This window comes from Plantibacter flavus, from assembly GCF_051487245.1.
Lineage (GTDB): Bacteria > Actinomycetota > Actinomycetes > Actinomycetales > Microbacteriaceae > Plantibacter > Plantibacter flavus_B.
Window position 1 is genome coordinate 417,569 of sequence record NZ_JAHVDH010000003.1, and the last position, 15,942, is coordinate 433,510.

15 protein-coding genes are annotated in these 15,942 nt (G+C 69.2%); 11 read left to right on the forward strand and 4 right to left on the reverse strand.

Translation table 11 applies throughout. The features are described 5' to 3' along the window. Positions 1-29: 29 nt before the first annotated feature. Positions 30-1,274, forward strand: coding sequence for an acyl-CoA dehydrogenase family protein (locus KXS11_RS09130; protein ID WP_437385248.1), 1,245 nt, complete (start codon positions 30-32; stop codon positions 1,272-1,274). A gap of 89 nt (positions 1,275-1,363) precedes the next feature. Here KXS11_RS09130 and KXS11_RS09135 read toward each other — a convergent pair whose 3' ends face one another. Beyond that, positions 1,364-1,813, reverse strand: a complete 450-nt coding sequence (locus KXS11_RS09135; protein WP_437385249.1) for a hypothetical protein — start codon at positions 1,811-1,813, stop codon at positions 1,364-1,366. Positions 1,814-1,955: 142 nt separating this feature from the next. After that, entirely contained in the window at positions 1,956-2,897 is a 942-nt protein-coding gene (locus KXS11_RS09140; RefSeq protein ID WP_437385250.1) for a LysR family transcriptional regulator, read from the reverse strand. 157 nt (positions 2,898-3,054) lie between these two features. Here KXS11_RS09140 and KXS11_RS09145 point away from each other — a divergent pair, with 157 nt between their 5' ends. The 7 genes from KXS11_RS09145 to KXS11_RS09175 all read left to right on the forward strand — a co-directional run bounded on the left by KXS11_RS09145 (position 3,055) and on the right by KXS11_RS09175 (position 9,061). After that, entirely contained in the window at positions 3,055-3,771 is a 717-nt protein-coding gene (locus KXS11_RS09145) for an SDR family NAD(P)-dependent oxidoreductase (protein ID WP_437385251.1), read from the forward strand. 50 nt (positions 3,772-3,821) lie between these two features. Continuing rightward, positions 3,822-4,580 (forward strand): SDR family NAD(P)-dependent oxidoreductase, encoded by a 759-nt coding sequence (locus tag KXS11_RS09150; protein ID WP_437385252.1) that lies wholly within the window; start codon positions 3,822-3,824, stop codon positions 4,578-4,580. Positions 4,581-4,658: 78 nt separating this feature from the next. Next, positions 4,659-5,549, forward strand: a complete 891-nt coding sequence (locus KXS11_RS09155) for a substrate-binding periplasmic protein (protein ID WP_437385253.1) — start codon at positions 4,659-4,661, stop codon at positions 5,547-5,549. A gap of 78 nt (positions 5,550-5,627) precedes the next feature. Continuing rightward, complete coding sequence (locus KXS11_RS09160) at positions 5,628-6,413, forward strand: amino acid ABC transporter ATP-binding protein (RefSeq protein WP_437385254.1); 786 nt, start codon at positions 5,628-5,630, stop codon at positions 6,411-6,413. 1 nt (position 6,414) lies between these two features. Next, positions 6,415-7,053 (forward strand): amino acid ABC transporter permease, encoded by a 639-nt coding sequence (locus KXS11_RS09165; protein WP_437385255.1) that lies wholly within the window; start codon positions 6,415-6,417, stop codon positions 7,051-7,053. Continuing rightward, a complete protein-coding gene (locus tag KXS11_RS09170; protein ID WP_437385256.1) occupies positions 7,053-7,697 on the forward strand; it encodes an amino acid ABC transporter permease in 645 nt (214 codons plus the stop codon). Before KXS11_RS09165 ends, KXS11_RS09170 begins: the two co-directional genes overlap by 1 nt. A gap of 56 nt (positions 7,698-7,753) precedes the next feature. Further along, complete coding sequence (locus KXS11_RS09175) at positions 7,754-9,061, forward strand: flavin-containing monooxygenase (RefSeq protein ID WP_437385257.1); 1,308 nt, start codon at positions 7,754-7,756, stop codon at positions 9,059-9,061. Between the two features lie 131 nt (positions 9,062-9,192). On the opposite strand, the gene KXS11_RS09180 is transcribed toward KXS11_RS09175, so the two are convergent. Then, positions 9,193-10,572, reverse strand: a complete 1,380-nt coding sequence (locus KXS11_RS09180) for an LLM class flavin-dependent oxidoreductase (RefSeq protein ID WP_437385258.1) — start codon at positions 10,570-10,572, stop codon at positions 9,193-9,195. Between the two features lie 87 nt (positions 10,573-10,659). Then, positions 10,660-12,114: a hypothetical protein gene (locus KXS11_RS09185; protein ID WP_437385259.1), complete on the reverse strand. Its 1,455-nt coding sequence runs from the start codon at positions 12,112-12,114 to the stop codon at positions 10,660-10,662. A 205-nt stretch (positions 12,115-12,319) separates the two neighbouring features. Between KXS11_RS09185 and KXS11_RS09190 the strand changes: the two genes are divergently transcribed. From KXS11_RS09190 to KXS11_RS09200, 3 genes are all read left to right on the forward strand, one after another. After that, positions 12,320-12,967: a hypothetical protein gene (locus KXS11_RS09190; protein WP_437385260.1), complete on the forward strand. Its 648-nt coding sequence runs from the start codon at positions 12,320-12,322 to the stop codon at positions 12,965-12,967. Beyond that, positions 12,951-14,915, forward strand: coding sequence for a heavy metal translocating P-type ATPase (locus KXS11_RS09195; RefSeq protein ID WP_437385261.1), 1,965 nt, complete (start codon positions 12,951-12,953; stop codon positions 14,913-14,915). The genes KXS11_RS09190 and KXS11_RS09195 overlap by 17 nt, the downstream gene beginning before the upstream one ends. A 118-nt stretch (positions 14,916-15,033) precedes the next feature. Then, entirely contained in the window at positions 15,034-15,927 is an 894-nt protein-coding gene (locus KXS11_RS09200; protein ID WP_437385262.1) for a universal stress protein, read from the forward strand. Positions 15,928-15,942 lie beyond the last annotated feature (15 nt).

Genomic DNA, 15,942 nt, shown 5'->3' on the forward strand with positions numbered 1-15,942 from the left:
CCGACGACCGGGTCCGAAACGGAGATCACATGACCACCGCATCCAGCACCACCGCACGGCCCGTGGGGCTGCAGGCAGCCCGCGAACACCTCCTGCCGCTGTTCACCGAGATCCAGGCCGGCGCCGTCGAGCGCGAACTCGAGCACCGACTGCCCCGCGAGGAGGTGCGGAAGCTCGCCGAGGCAGGCTTCGGCGCGCTCCGAGTGCCGACCGAGTTCGGCGGCTCCGGTCTCACCTTCCCGGAGTTCACCGAACTGCTCATCGAACTCGCTGCAGCGGACTCGAACCTGCCGCAGATCTTCCGTGGTCACATCGCCCTCGTCGAGGATCAGCTCGTCGCGGCGCCGAGCGCGCAGCGCACGGCCTGGCTCGAGCGCTTCGTCGCGGGTGAGCTCGTCGGGAACGCCTGGAGTGAGGTCGGATCCGGCGCCCTCGGCGTCTCCGGAACGGTCGTCTCCGTGCGAGACGGCGCCTATGTCGTCAACGGCCGCAAGTTCTACACCACGGGCAGCATCTACGCCGACTGGACCGACGCGACCGCGCGCCTCGTCGTCGACGGCGAACCCGACACCGAGGTCACCGTCCTCGTGCGAACGAACCAGCTCGGCGTCACCATCGCCGACGACTGGGACGGCTTCGGCCAGCAGCTCACCGGCACCGGCACGATCGTCTTCGAGGACGCCGTCGTGGACGCCGACCAGGTACACGCGTTCACCGACCGCTTCCGGTACCAGACGGCGCTGTACCAGCACGTGCTGATCGCCGTGCACGCGGGCATCGCCGCCGCAGTCGAACGCGATGCCGGTGAGCAGATCCGCGCCCGCACCCGCGTCTACAGCCACGGGCTCGCGCCGCTCGTGAAGGACGATGGTCAGATCCAGGCCGTCGTCGGCGAGATCTCCTCGATCGCGTTCGTCGCCCGACAGACCGTGCTCGGCGTCGCGGCAGCGATCGAGCGGGCCTCCGCCACCGCTGCCGACCGAGACTCGGCCGACGACCTCCACGCCAACATCGAGGCGGAGATCCGCTCGGCTCAGGCTCAGGTGGTGCTGTCCGAGCTCGTGCCGAAGGCTGCGACCCTGCTCTTCAACACGCTCGGCGCCTCCGCGGTGAGCCGCAAGAACGCACTCGACCGCCACTGGCGCAACGCCCGCACGGTCGCGTCGCACAACCCTGTGATCTACAAGACCCGCATCGTCGGCGACTGGTCGATCAACGGCACCCCGCCGCCCTTCGTCTGGGCCGTCGGAACCGCGAAGCCCGACGCCTCGTAGCCCCGCCGCCCTTCGACAGGCTCAGGAACCAGACAGACAGAGCACAGGGATCAGACAGACGTCGGTCCCTGAGCGTGTCGAAGGGCAGCTCACCCGAGCGTCGCGAGCACCTCGGGCCGGAGACGCTTGGCGCCGAGCAGCGACAGCCACACACCGAGCGCGGACGTCACCGGCACGAGCAGCCAGAGGCCCACGGTCGACTGCGGCACCAGCAACGCACCGACCATGAAGGCCACGATCCCGAGCCCGAGGAGCACTGCACCGACGATCCGCAGGACGAGGTTGCCGTCGTCGAGCCACTCGGCGGGTTCCCTGACGCGGCGCGAGCCCACGTAGATCGACCCTGCGGCGAACGCGATGCCGACCGGAGCGATCAGGAACAGCGGGAGCGCGTTGAGTGCGGTCGCCTGGGACACCAGGAGCGCCATCGAGCCGAAAACCGGGATGAACCCTGCCGCCACCAACCTCGCCGCGTCCCCCTGCGGCAACGGTCCTCGTCCGTCGTTCGGAATCCTGCTCTCGGTCGTCGTCGAACCCATCCGCTTCCCCTCGATCGCGTCCGCACGACGATACCCGTCGAGCGCACGAGACGCGACCTCGCCCCGTGAGTCGCCCGAAGATGCACAGTTTCGCGCCGAAAACGTGCACATTCGGGCGACTCAGAGGGCGCGCGCCGACGTCTCAGCCGTCGATGACGAGCTCCCGCGGCGTCGTGGCATGGATGCGCGCGAGGATCTGCTGCGCCATGCGCATGAACGCCGCGGTGGCCGGCGAGATCGCACCCGCGCGCCTCGTCACGAAGGCGTAGTGCTCTTCGACGGGCGGATCGAGCGGTGCCCAGAACAGGCCGCGGCGAGCGATCATCGAGCGCCCCACGTGGAACGACACGAGCGAGTCCCCCACCCCCTGCGCCGCGAGTTCCAGGGCATGCGTCTGGAACTCGACCTCGACGATCGGATCGAGGACCACCCCGGCCCGCTGCGCGCGTTCGAGCATCGACACCCGGAGCGGGTCGTCCTGCGACCACCGTGCTTCCGAGAGGATCAACGACCGCTGGGAGAGCGTCTCGATATCGATCGGGACCAGGGTGTTCTCACGATTCTGCGACACGTACACGGCCTGGTCGACGAACACGGTCGGCGTGAGTGTGAGCTCGCGGTCGTCGATCGGCAACTGCACGAGCCCGGCCTCGATCTCACCGTCGCGAACGGCGTCGGCGACCTCTGAGGAGTTCAGTCCCGTCACCCGGATCTGGACGGCCGGGTGCTCCGCGTGGAACTCGCGGATGAGCTCCGTGAGCAGGTACAGGTGGGCGCTGTTGAAGGTGCCGAACGACACCGTCCCCTCGTCCACGGAGCGCACCCGCTTGCTCATCTCGGCGAGCTCGACCACGCCTCCGATGGCTCGTTCCGCGAGCGGCAGGAGCTGCTTCCCGGCATCGGTGAGGAAGAGACGGCGGGAGGAGCGGGTGAAGAGCACGAGTTCCAGCGACCGTTCCAACGCGCCGATCTGCTCGGACAGACTCGGCTGCGCGATGTGGTGCTCGGCGGCTGCGGCGGCGAACGTCCCGCACCGAGCAGCGGTGACGAAGTACTCCAGTTGGCGCAGGGTCGGCAGGCCCATCGACGGTGTCCTTTCTCAAGGTTTTGCCTATGTCTAACACAAGAGAGTCAGGATTGCCCTGTGGCTGGCAAGCCGCTTCACTGGGTCAACAAGCCGAATCGGCTGAGGAACACCCCACGACCAGCGCCCGCCCCGCAGCCCGACAGGACCCACCACGATGCACGACAACACAGGTATCGCCCTCATCACCGGAGCCTCCAGCGGCATGGGCCGGAGCACCACCGAGCGGTTCCTCGCGGCCGGTTGGACCGTGGTCGGCGTCGACGTCACCCCCTCCACCGCTCCGGACGACGCACCCGGCACGCTGCTCTCCGTCGTCGCCGACGTGCGTTCCCGAGCCGATCTCACGAGCGCGGTCGACGCGGCCCTGCCGCCAGGTGCACGGATCGACGTCATCGCCAACATCGCCGGCGTCTACCCACCGACGACTCTCGACAGCTACGACGACGCCACCTTCCACCGCATCTTCGACATCAACGTGCTCGGCGTCCTCAACGTGATCGCGGCCGCTCGCCCCCGCCTCGACGCCGGCAGCTCTGTCGTCAACTTCGCCTCGGTGGACGCCTTCACGGTCTCCCCGGGACAGTTGCTCTACGGGGCGTCGAAAGCCGCTGTCGTGATGCTGACGAAGTCGCTCGCGCTCGAGCTCGCTCAGGCAGGCATCCGCGTCAACGGCATCGCGCCGGGCTGGGTCGCCACCCCCGGCAACGCCGCGACGGGACGGATGGAAGCCGCGAGCGCCTCCATCCCGCTCGGTCGCGTCGCGCAGCCCGAGGAGATCGCGGAGTGGGTCTGGCTGCTGTCCACCGGGATGCACTCGGCCTTCATCACGGGCGAGACCATCGTGCTCTCCGGCGGCGACGTGATGCGCTGACGCCACCGACCACCGACCATCCGACCTCTCGCCCCACCGAACGGAACCCCATGTCACAGACCGGACGACAGCACCCCGGCACCGTCCTCATCACCGGTGCCGCCCGCGGGCAGGGTGCCGTGCACGCAGAGCACCTCGGCCGTGCGGGCTACCGGGTCGTGCTCACCGACGTCCTCGACGAGGCGGGCGAGGCGACCGCGGCGCACCTCCGCGACACGGGGATCGAAGCCGTCTACCGCACCCTCGACGTCGCCGACGAGACGGCGTGGGCCGAGCTCGCCGCCTGGGTGACCGCCGATTCGGCGAGCGCCGCTGCACCCCTCACCGGCCTCGTGAACAACGCCGGCATCCTGCGCTACGCGCCGATCGAGGACACGACGGTCTCGATGTGGGAGCTGCACCAGCGGGTCAACGTGCTGGGTCCGTTCCTCGGTACCCGGGCCCTCGCCCCGCTGCTCACCGCCGCCCCGGCGGGCGGGGCGATCGTGAACGTCTCGTCGACGGCGGCGCTCGTCGGTTCGGCAGGGTACGCGGCCTACGCGTCGTCGAAAGCCGCCGTGATCGGCCTCACCCGGGTGGCCGCGGTCGAGCTGGCACCGACGGTGCGCGTCAACGTGATCTGCCCGGGCGGCGTCGCGACGCCGATGAACGACGACGAACCCGTCGGAGGGACGAGCAGCAACGCCCCGCTCGCCCGTCGAGCGTCGCCCACCGAGATCTCGCCCTTGATCGCCTACCTCCTCTCCCCGGCGTCGTCCTTCGTCACCGGGTCCGTGTTCACCATCGACGGCGGCCTCACCGCTGTCTGACCCCGCACCAGAACGGCTCTCCCTGCACCACCTGCACGCGCACCATCCACCTCCCCCGAAGAGAAAGCACTCACCACCATGATTCGCTCCGCCTCGTCCACCAGCAGTACCCGCGCCCGCAGCATCCGCGTCGCCGCCGTCTTCGGTGCCGCCGCCCTCGCCCTCGTCGGCTGTTCGTCGACGTCCGCCTCCCCCACCGCCGTCGCGGCCGACTGCTCCCCCGAGCACGACGGCCTCACCACCTTCACCGAGGGCACGCTGACGGTCGGCGTCCCGGAGAACCCGCCGTACACGAAGACCGAGGGCACCGGCGCCAGCGGTCTGGAGATCGGCGTCATCGAGAAGCTCGCTGCGGCGGAGTGCCTCGACATCGCCTACGTGCCGATCACCTACGCGAACGGTATCCCGATGATCAGCGAGCAGAAGCGCACGGACATCGCCACCGGCGGCTGGTATGTGACCGAGGCCCGCGCCGAGCAGGTCGGTTTCACCACCCCGACCTTCTTCGACACCATGGGCATCGTCTCCAAGGACGGTGCGACCACCGTCGAGGAGCTCACCGAGATCGGCACCGTCGGCACCGGCACGGGCTTCTCCTGGCAGGACGACATGACGAAGGTCCTGGGCGACAAGCTGACCCTCTACCCGGGCACCGTCGAGATGAAGCAGGACCTCGAGAGCGGCCGCATCCAGGCGATGCTCGATGGTTACGCCGTCGCCGTCGAGGCGTTCAAGGGCACCGACTGGAAGGTCGAGCCGGCAGCCGAGGACCCGCGGATCGCGATCACGACGGACATGCCGAAGATCGCCTTCCCGGTGTCGAAGGACAACCAGAAGCTGTCCGACGCCTTCAGCGAGCTGATCGACACCTACCGCGAGGACGGCACGCTCGCGGACCTGCTCGCCGAGTACGACCTTCCGGCCGATCTGCTCGTCCCCGCCGACCAGGCGGCCACGTCCATCCGCTGACCAGGCCCCGCCGACCCATCCGCGCATCTGGGCCGGTCGACCACCTCGGTCGGCCCGGATGCGCGGGGAGGAATCCTCATGAAACAACCACTCATCACGCAGTCGAACGAGCTCGCGATGGCCGGGGTCACGATCTCGAACCTGTCGAAGAGCTACGGCGACAACCTCGTCCTCGACGACATCTCGATGACCGTGAAGCCCGGCAGCGTCACCGCCCTCATCGGTCCGTCCGGGTCGGGGAAGAGCACGCTGCTCCGGTGCGTCAACCTGTTGGAGCAGCCAGACCGCGGCACCATCACGGTCGGCACGCAGACCATCACCGCCGGAGCGAAGGTGCCGGACCGCGACCTCCTGGCGCTCCGCCGGCAGGTGGGCATGGTGTTCCAGTCCTTCAACCTGTTCCCCCACATGAACGTGCTCCGCAACATCGCCTTCCCGCAGGAGCAGGTGCTCGGACGGAGCAAGGAGGAGGCGGAGGCCCGCGCGCTCGTGCTCCTCGACCGCGTCGGCTTGAAGGACAAGGCGTTGCAGCACCCGAGCAAGTGCTCCGGCGGGCAGCAGCAGCGCATCGCCATCGTCCGTGCGCTCGCCCTCAACCCGCGTGCGATCCTGTTCGACGAGCCGACGAGTGCGCTCGACCCCGAGGTCGGCGTCGAGGTCCTCGCGGTCATGCGCGAACTCGCTCAGGCCGGCATGACGATGATCGTCGTCACCCACGAGATGCAGTTCGCCCGCGACGTCTCCGACCACCTCGTGGTGATGGCCGACGGGCACATCATCGAGGAGGGCGATCCGACCCGGATCCTGGCCGACCCGCAAGAGGAGCGCACGAAGCGGTTCCTCAACGCCGTGCTGGAGCGCTGACATGGAGGCGCTCCTCGCCGTCCTGATCGGCCTGCCGATGACGCTCGTGGTGACGGGCGCTGCGTTCGGCATCGGGCTCATCGGCGGCATCCCCCTCATGCTCGGCCTCCGGTCGCCGCTGAAGCCGGTGCGGGCGGTGACCCGACTCGTCGTCGACATCATCCGCGGCGTACCGACGATCGTCTGGCTGTTCCTCCTCTACTTCGGCGTCTCGATCGGCGGACTGCGACTCGATTCGCTGACGGCGGCGATCGTCGGGCTCGGCGTCATCGCGAGCGCCTACCTCGCGGAGATCTACCGGGGCGGTTTCTCCACCGTCGCCCGTGGGCAGGCTGAAGCCGCGCAGGCGCTCGGGCTCACCCGTGGCACCGTCTTCCGACGCATCCTCGCGCCGCAGGCGCTCCGTACCTCACTGCCGTCGATCACGACCTTCCTCCTCGCACTGCTGAAGGACTCGTCGATCGCCTCCACCATCGGTGTCACGGAGATGGTGTTCGCCGCCACGACCTTCGCCCGCCAGAACCCCACGACGGCCGGCCTCACCCCGTTCTTCCTGGCCGCCGGCGTCTACGTGCTCGTCAGCATCCCCCTGGCGATCGTGGCCCGACGACTCGATGCACGACTCACCAGGAGCCGATGATGGACCTCGCGCAATACCTGCCCCAGCTCGGCTCCGGCCTCCTCGTCAGCCTGCAGCTCACCGTCATCTCGGTGGTGTGCGGGTATCTCGTCGGCCTCGTCTTCGCCCTCGGCGTCTCGTCGAGGAGGCCGTGGCTCCGCTGGCCCACCCTCGTCGTCGTCGAGATCGGTCGCGGGATCCCGGCCCTCGTCGTGCTCTACATCGTCTACTACGGGCTCCCGTCGATCGGCGTCCTGTTCGCCAACTTCACCGCGGCAGCCATCGGTCTCACCTTCACGGTGGCCGCGTACTCCTCGGAGATGATCCGCGGCGGCATCCAGTCGGTGCCGATGGCGCAGCGTGAAGCGGCGAGCGCCCTCGGTCTCCCCCGTTTCGTCGGATTCACCCGCATCGTGCTCCCGCAGGGTCTGCGGTCGTCGATCCCCGGCCTCATGGGGCTCGCGATCCAGTCCTTCCAGGGCACCTCACTCGCCTACTCGATCTCGGTCAACGAGCTCATGAGCCAGGCGTACCAGGTGAGCACGGTGACCTTCCAGTACCTGAGCGTGTACGCGATCACGGGCGCCATCTACGTGGTGATCGCCGTGCCGTCCACCTGGCTGTCGATGGTCGTGGAGAAGCGACTCGCCCGCGGCCACGTGTGACCCACCCTGCCTGCTCCATCCCTGCTTGGCCCAGCACGATCGAAAGGAACACCCCCATGACCCGTTACTGCGTGATCGGTGCCGGAGCCGCCGGCATCTCCGCCCTCCAGCAACTGCGCGAGGCCGGCTACGACGTCGACTGCTACGAGCAGACCGATCGGGTCGGCGGCCACTGGCACACCGACTACGAGGCACTGCACCTCATCACCTCGCGCGACATGACGGGGTTCGAGAACTTCCCGATGCCGGCCCACTACCCGCACTTCCCGCGTCGCGACCAGGTGCGCGCGTACCTCGAGTCGTACGCGGAGCACCACGGGCACTACGACATCATCCGGTTCAACACCTCGGTCGACTCGGTGGTCCCGATCGCGACGGACGGACCGGCGGGTTCTGCGGGGTGGACGGTCACGCTCGACACGGGTGAGCGCATCGACTACGACGGCGTGCTCGTCGCCAACGGTCACCTGTGGGATCAGAAGGTGCCGACGTTCCCGGGCACCTTCGCCGGCAAGCAGCTCCACTCGGGCTCGTACCGGAACACCGAGGACATCGACGGCGACCGGGTGCTCGTGGTCGGTGCGGGCAACTCGGGCTGCGACCTCGCCGTCGACGCCGCCCAGCATCGGATCGACGCCGACATCGTGATCCGCGAGGGCACCTACTTCCAGCCGAAGACGTACTTCGGTGTTCCCCGGCAGGAGGTCGCGTGGATGGGCGAGTTCTCAGCGGACGAGCAGGACCTCATCGCTCGGTTGCTCGCCCGGGTGTCGATCGGCGAGTGGAAGGACTACCCGGGCATGCCGGAGCCGAAGTTCCGCACGCTGGCGGAGGGGCGCACGGTCGTCAACGACCTGCTCCTCTACTGGCTGCACCACGGCCGTGTCTCGGTCGTCCCCGGCATCGAGCGCTTCGAGGGCTCGACCGTGCACTTCACCGACGGCACGGCACGCGAGTACGGCACCATCCTGTGGGCGACGGGTTTCCACGCGTCGCTGCCGTTCCTCGACGAATCGCTGCTGCAGCGCCAGCGTGCGGTGCCGCTGCGCTTCGGTGCCGGCGTCGTGCCGAAGGGCCTCGAGAAGCTGTACTTCATCGGGCTGGCGGCGCCTCGTGGCCCCCAGATCCCGGTGTACGGCGTGCAGGCGAAGCTCGCGATCCGCATGATCGCCCTGCACGAGCAGGCACCCGACGGTTACGCGAACGTGCAGGGGTACCTCTCCACGCTGCAGGACGGTGAGGATCGCGTCGACATCCCCAGCGTGATCTGGAACGAGCAGTTCGCCGACACCGAGCGTCTGCTCGATGCGTTCACCGAGGCACGGTCGATCGGTGCGTCCCCCAGTGCCGAGGCGCTGGTCTGATGCAGGGCGACGCGGTCCTGGAGGTGGAGTCCCAGCTCCAGGACCCGCTCGGCACCGAGACGGCCGCGATCGTCATCCTCGGCTACGACTGAGCGGACCGGCTCCTGAGCCGCCCACCTGACCAAGCAGTCTCAGGAGGCGAACGCGCCGCGGTACGCGCGCAGCGGGTGCGACTCCGGGAGCGTGGCGTCTGCACCGAAGAGCTTCTCGCGGAGGGTGCCCGGTGCGTACTCGCGCTGGGCGAGTCCGCGCTCCTGCAGGACCGGCATGACCTCGTCGACGAACACCTCGTAGCTCGACGGGATCATCCAGTTCGCGACGTTGATGCCGTCGATGCCTGCGGCTCGCCACTCGGCCAGATGGTCGGCGATCTGCTCCGGGGTGCCGACGACTCGGCCCCGCAGCTTGGCGGTGAGCTTCGCGAGGTCGCGCACCGTCGGCTCGCGGTCGGGCGAGAGCGCCTGCAGAGCCTCGAGCATGCTGTGCCCACCCTGCGTCTGCACCTGGCTGAGCGGGGTCTCGGGGTCGATCGGCTTGCCGGTGGCCTGGTCGGTGCCGAGGTTCGAGTGGGCGAGGAACGCGTCGGCCGAGAGGTACTCGTCGTACTCCGCCTCGATGCGCTTCGCCTCCTCCTCGGTGCTGCCGACGATGAACGACATCGCCTGCCAGAACTTCACGTCACGCGGGTCGCGACCGGTCTCGGCGACGAGCGCCCTGGTCGACTCCGCCGAGGCCCGCGCGGCCTCGATGCTCGGCGCCATCATGAACTGCACCTCGGCGTTGCGGGCGGCGAACGCCTTGCCCGCACCTGACGACCCCGCCTGGAACAGCAGCGGGGTGCGCTGCGGCGATGGCGAGGACAGGTGCGGTCCCTCCACGCGGTACCGCTCGCCGACGTGGTCGATGCGGTGCACCTTCGTCGGATCGGCGAACACACCGCGAGCCTTGTCCGCGAGGAGGGCGCCGTCGTCCCACGACCCCTCCCACAGCTTGCCGACGACCTCGACGTACTCCTCCGCCCACGCGTACCGCTCGTCGTGCTCCACGAGGCGGTCGAGCCCGTAGTTGCGCGCCGCGTTCTCCAGGAAGCTGGTGACGATGTTCCAGCCCACGCGACCACCGGAAGCGTGGTCGATCGTGGAGATCTTGCGGGCGAAAGTGAACGGGTGCTCCTGCAGGATCGAGGAGGTGAACGCGAGACCGAGGTGTTCGGTGCTGATGGCGAGCGCTGAGAGCAGCATCGACGGATCGTTGCTCGGCAGCTGCATCCCTTCGCGTGCGTTCACGTCGAAGGGTGCGCCGGCTCCGCCGTACACGCCCACGACGTCGGCGAAGAAGACGGTGTCGAACCGACCGCGCTCGAGCGTCTTCGCGAGGTCCACCCACAGGCCGATGTCGTCGAAGGTGTGCTGCCGCGCGTCGGGGTGCCGCCACAGTCCGTGCTGCATGTGCGACCCCGTGTCCATTACGAAAGCGCCGAACTGGAGACGGGAGGGTTGCTGAGTGGTCACCCGTCCACGGTAGTCCAGCCCGCTGAGTCGCCCGGTTCCGTTCGTCTTCTCGTCGAAAGCGTGCTCTTTCAGGCGACTCAGTGGACGTCAGCCGAACACACCCTCCAGGACGATGTCGCCGTCGGGGCCCGAGGTACGGATCTGGTACTCGACCGGGACCCCCGACGGGCTCGTCCCCGCGAGCGCCGGGTCCTGCAGGATCGCCTCGATCGCTGCCGCCGCCTCGGGCGTGACGTGGTCCACCGACAACTTCGGCTGCTCCGTCACCTCGTACTCGGCGTCGGGGTTCGCAGCGACCGCGGCGAGGACGGCGTCCACCATCGGGCGGCTCAGCGTGCTCGGCGACAGGGCCATCGAGAACCGGTCGGCCACCGAGTAGTACGCACCGTCGGGATAGATCTCCTCGAGGGCGTGGACGGCGTCGGGCAGCGCGGCGATCGACGGCACGGTGATGGCCGGACGAACCCCCGTGTGCACGACGGTCACCCCGAGCGCCTCCGCGGCGAGCGCCCGCTGGATCTGCGTGGGCAGGGTGTCGGACGGGAACTCACTCGGCACGAGCTGCACACGCCATTGACCGGTCGCCGGGACCGTCCTCGACGCCGCGCTGCCGGGGAGCGCCTGTCGCTCCAGCACGACGAGGACGATCTCCGAGTCGGCATCGGCCGCATCACGGGCGGCTTCCGCTGCGGCGATCACCGAGGCTGCGTCGGCTTCGGCCGCGACGACCACGGTGGCCCCCGCGCCGAGCACGTCGACCGACACGACGCCGGCGAGCCCGCTGATCTCGCGTTCGAACTCGGCGACCGCCGTCGCGGGGCCGTCGCGGTCGACAGCCGTGTCCTCGCTCGCGGGGCGGAAGACACCGATCGATCCGATGACCACCGCGACCGTGACCACCGCGGCCACCACGAGCACGACGATCTGCATGACCCGGTGTTCGGCGAGCGTCGCCAGCCCGATCACGAACGCCGCGACGAGGAGGATCGGCACCCCGTAGACGACGGAGATCCAGGCACTCGTCGCTGCCGCGGATCCGAAGAACGAGAGGGCTCCACCCGAGGAGAGTCCGATCGAGACGAGGACGCTGACGCCGACACCGACCACCGCGATCGGTACGAGCCCCAGCAGGGCGCGCAGACCGGCCGAGGACACCCAGCGTCGGCTGACCTCCATCGCTGGCTGGACGAGCAGCAGCATGATCGCTGCGGCGACCGGCAGGAACGCACCGAGTGAGCCGAGCATCGCATACCAGTTGCCGGCTACGGAGTACCCCGCGACGCTCGACCAGGTCGCCTCCCCCTGCCCACCGGTGGTGAGGTAGCCGTCTGTCTCGTCGTACCGTCGAACGCTGTTGCTGATGCCCCAAGCGGTCATGGCCACGACGACGACCGTCACGATGATGATGGTCGACGCGACGAGGAGGAGGCTGCGCAGGAGGTAGCCGCTCACCCGTGGGTGGCGGGCGATGAGTCGTCGCGGACCACGCGCCGGTGGCGCGGTCGAAGCCGATGGTGCGACCGTCGCCAGTGTCTCCTCCACCGTTCCCCCTGTTCCCCGCTCGTCAGTCTGCCACGCGCGCAGCGAGTCGCCCGGAAATGCGCGTTTTCGCGGCGAAAACGTGCATTTCCGGGCGACTGAAGCTCCACGGACGGTCGCCAGGACCTTCGGCTCTGGCGGCTCCCGTCTGCCGGGTGCAGGCTTCGGCCATCCGAGCATGCACGACTCGATGAGAGCTGGAACGACTATGCAGACCGCAGAACAACCGCGCAGCACGAGTGGGGCGCGCATCGTCGTCATCGGCGACGAGTTCCTCGGTCGCACGGATTGGGACACCTGGTTCCGGCCTGCGCAGGTGCTCGATCTCCGCGGCACACCGCTCACCCCTGGCGAACTCCCCATCCTCACCTCGGTGTTGGCGTTCGTCGACACGCACACCGTCATCCTCACCACGGGGAGCATCGACGGCACGGCCGGGATCGTGGACCTCACGTCCTCGGAAGCGACCGTCGACGCGTTCGCGCACGTCCTGAGCGCGCTTCGCACCGCGCTCCCCCAGGCTCGACTGGTTCTCCAGGCACTGCCGCCGGCCGACCGGGCACACGCCCGGATCATCCGCGAGACCAACGCCCTCCTGCAGCGGCTCTGCGAGAGCACCGATGTCGGCTTCCTCCCGCTCTGGGAGCATTTCGCCCAGCACGACGGTTCGATGAACCCCGATCTGGTCGTCCCGTCCGGTGACCTCAACGCGAACGGATTCGAGACCTGGATCGAGATGCTCGACCACGAAGGCGTCCTGCCCTCGACGGATCGTCCGCGGCGCCTCCCGTCCCCGCACCACATCTACCGGGCGCCGGAGCACACCGACGTCGCTGCCGATGCGCCCTCCCACTGATGGTCACCCGCGCGCGGACCGCGCAGCCGACGATCTCGACGATGATGGCCGACCGCTGAACCGCGAGCGCTCGTCGAACCGACGGGTCGGCCCGACCGCACGGCTCGTGCCGCTGGTCCTGCGTTACCCCTTCGTCCTGACGACGGTGATCGCGATGCTCGTCGGCGGCACCCTCGCACTGATGGGCGCGACGGTCGCGTCATTCTGGGTCCTCGCCGGCTCAGCACTGCTGATCGCAGGTGTCCAGGCCGTCGGCATGGTGCGTCGGATCCGCTCAGGGGCGTGGGGGCTCGACGTGCTCGCGATCATCGCCATCGTGAGCACGACGGTCCTCGGGGATGTCTGGGCCGCGGCAGTCGTCGCCCTCATGTTGACGGGTGGTCAGGCACTGGAGGCCTTCGCGTCCACGCGGGCGCGCCGAGAGGTGAGTGCCCTGTTGGCGACCGCTCCGACGTCCGCGCATCGATCCGGCCCCACGGGCGACACCGAGGACGTCGAGGTCACCGACGTGCGCATCGGCGACGTGCTCGTCGTGCTTCCGGGCGAGGTCGTCCCGGTCGACGGAGCGTTACTGAGCGCCACTGCCGAGGTGGACGAATCCTCGCTCACCGGTGAGAGCCTCCCCGTCACGCATGTGCGCGGGCAATCGCTCCTCAGCGGCACCGTCAACGGCAACCTGCGGGCGGAGATGCGTGCGACGGCGACCGCGGAGCAGAGCCAGTACCAGCTGATCGTCGAACTCGTCGAGGCTGCGGCGAACAGCAAGGCGCCCTTCTTGCGCCTCGCTGACCGCTACGCCATCCCGTTCACGATCTTCGCGCTCCTCCTCGCCGGACTCGCATGGTTGCTGAGCGGCGAGCCAGCGCGCTTCGCCGAGGTCCTCGTCGTCGCGACGCCGTGCCCACTGCTCATCGCGGCCCCGGTGGCGTTCATCGCCGGCATGAGTCGCGCCGCCCGGAACGGCGTCATCGTCAAGAGCGGTGGCACACTCGAACAGCTGTCGAGGGCGCGCACCGTGGCCTTCGACAAGACGGGAACGCTCACGAGGGGCGCACCGGTCGTCGACCGGGTGGAGGTGTTCGGAACACGCAGCGCCGACGAGGTCCTCGCGTTGGCCGCAGCCGTCGAGCGGGAATCCACGCACGTCCTCGCGCGCGCCGTCGTCACCGCCGCCCGCCTGCGGTCACGCGTCGGACCGACCGCCGATCATGTCGTCGAGGTCCCCGGACACGGGGTGAGCGCGACCGTCGACGGTGAACGCATCGACGTCGGCAAGGCGCCGCCCGAAACCTCGCAGACCACGCCACGCGGCGCGCCGCTGTCCGCCGGAGAGATGGCGGTGTTCGTCACCGCAGACGGCACGCTCGTCGGACGGATCGTGTTGCGGGACGAAGTCCGGGCTGAAGCGGCTCAGGTGGTGGACGGTCTTCGCGCGCTCGGCGTGCAGCACCTGTTGATGGTGACCGGAGACGCTGGTGTGACGGCCGAACACGTCGCGACGGCCGTCGGCATCACCGACGTGCACGCGAGCCTTCTCCCGGCGGACAAGGTCGCCATCATCGCCGCGGTCTCCGAGCGGCCGGTCGTCATGGTGGGCGACGGAGTCAACGACGCGCCGGTGCTCGCCGCCGCAGACGTCGGTGTCGCTCTGGGGGCACGTGGCGCCACCGCAGCGTCGGAAGCAGCGGACGTGGTCGTCCTCGTCGACGACCTGCGGCGCACCGTCACGGCGGTCGCGATCGCGCAGCGCACCGTCCGAGTCGCCCGTCAGAGCATCGGCATCGGCATCGGCCTCAGCATCGGTCTCATGCTCGTCGCCACCTGGGGCGTGCTGCCCGCGATCATCGGCGCGACCCTCCAGGAGGTCGTCGACGTCGTCACCATCCTGAACAGCCTCCGCGCGCATCGATCCCCTCGCGGTCTGCCGGACGGCGAGCGACGCCGCTGAGGCGGTGGGCAGCAGGGCCGACGCCATGGGACCTTCGGCTCCCCTCGAGCGGTCCGGAGTGCGCGATGCTGCACGGACGGACGCTCACTGCGACACGGGCACGACGAAGGAGCAGATCATGACCAGTCACACCGTCATCGGATGGGATGGCCTGGGAGCCAGCCGCCATGCAGCGAACTGGGCGACGGACCGGGCAGCCCTCACGGGCGAGCCCGTCCGGATCGTGCAGGTCATCGCCCCCGGCCACTCCGCGTCGGATGACGAGACGCTGGTCCGCGCAGTCGAGTCGACTGAGGACGAGGCGATCAGGCTTCGCAACGAACATCCCGGATTGCAGATCCGTGCCGACGTCTTCGTCGGGGATGCGCTCCGCGAGCTCGAAGCGCTCTCGGGCGAGGACGTCCTCATCGCGGTCGGCACAGACGAACTCGGCACGGCCTCCCGGACCTCCGGTTGGTCGCTCGGGACCCGCCTGGCCGCATCGTGCAGCGGGCCGGTTGCTGTGATCCCGCGGCTTGACAGCGCGGAACGCCACGGCATCGTCCTCGCGATCGAGGGCGACGAGACCGACGACGCCGCAACGGACCTCGCCGCTCGGGAGGCCATCGCCCGGCAGGAGACGCTCCACCTCGTGCACGCCTGGCACCAGCCGGTCACCAGAGGCGCCAAGGGGCTCAATCCGGAGTTCATCGCCTGGCTCGCCGAGACCCATGAACAGGCACTGACAGACGCTGCGCGGCGCGTCGCGGAGGCTTTTCCGGAGGTCTCGCTGCAGCAGCACCTCTCCACAGGGACCCCGGCCGAAGCCCTCCACGCGTTCGCCGCTTCCGCGAGCGCGCTGGTGGTCGGGACACGCGGACACGGCGCTGTGCTGCGTTTCATCCTCGGCTCGACCAGTCATGACCTGCTCCTGTACATCGACGCGCCGACGATCGTGGTCCCTCGTCAGCAGCGTGACGCCGCCGAAGGTGCGGAGGCGACCGCGTCCCGACGCGACCGCACGATCGTGTAGTCGCGTCGCGATGAG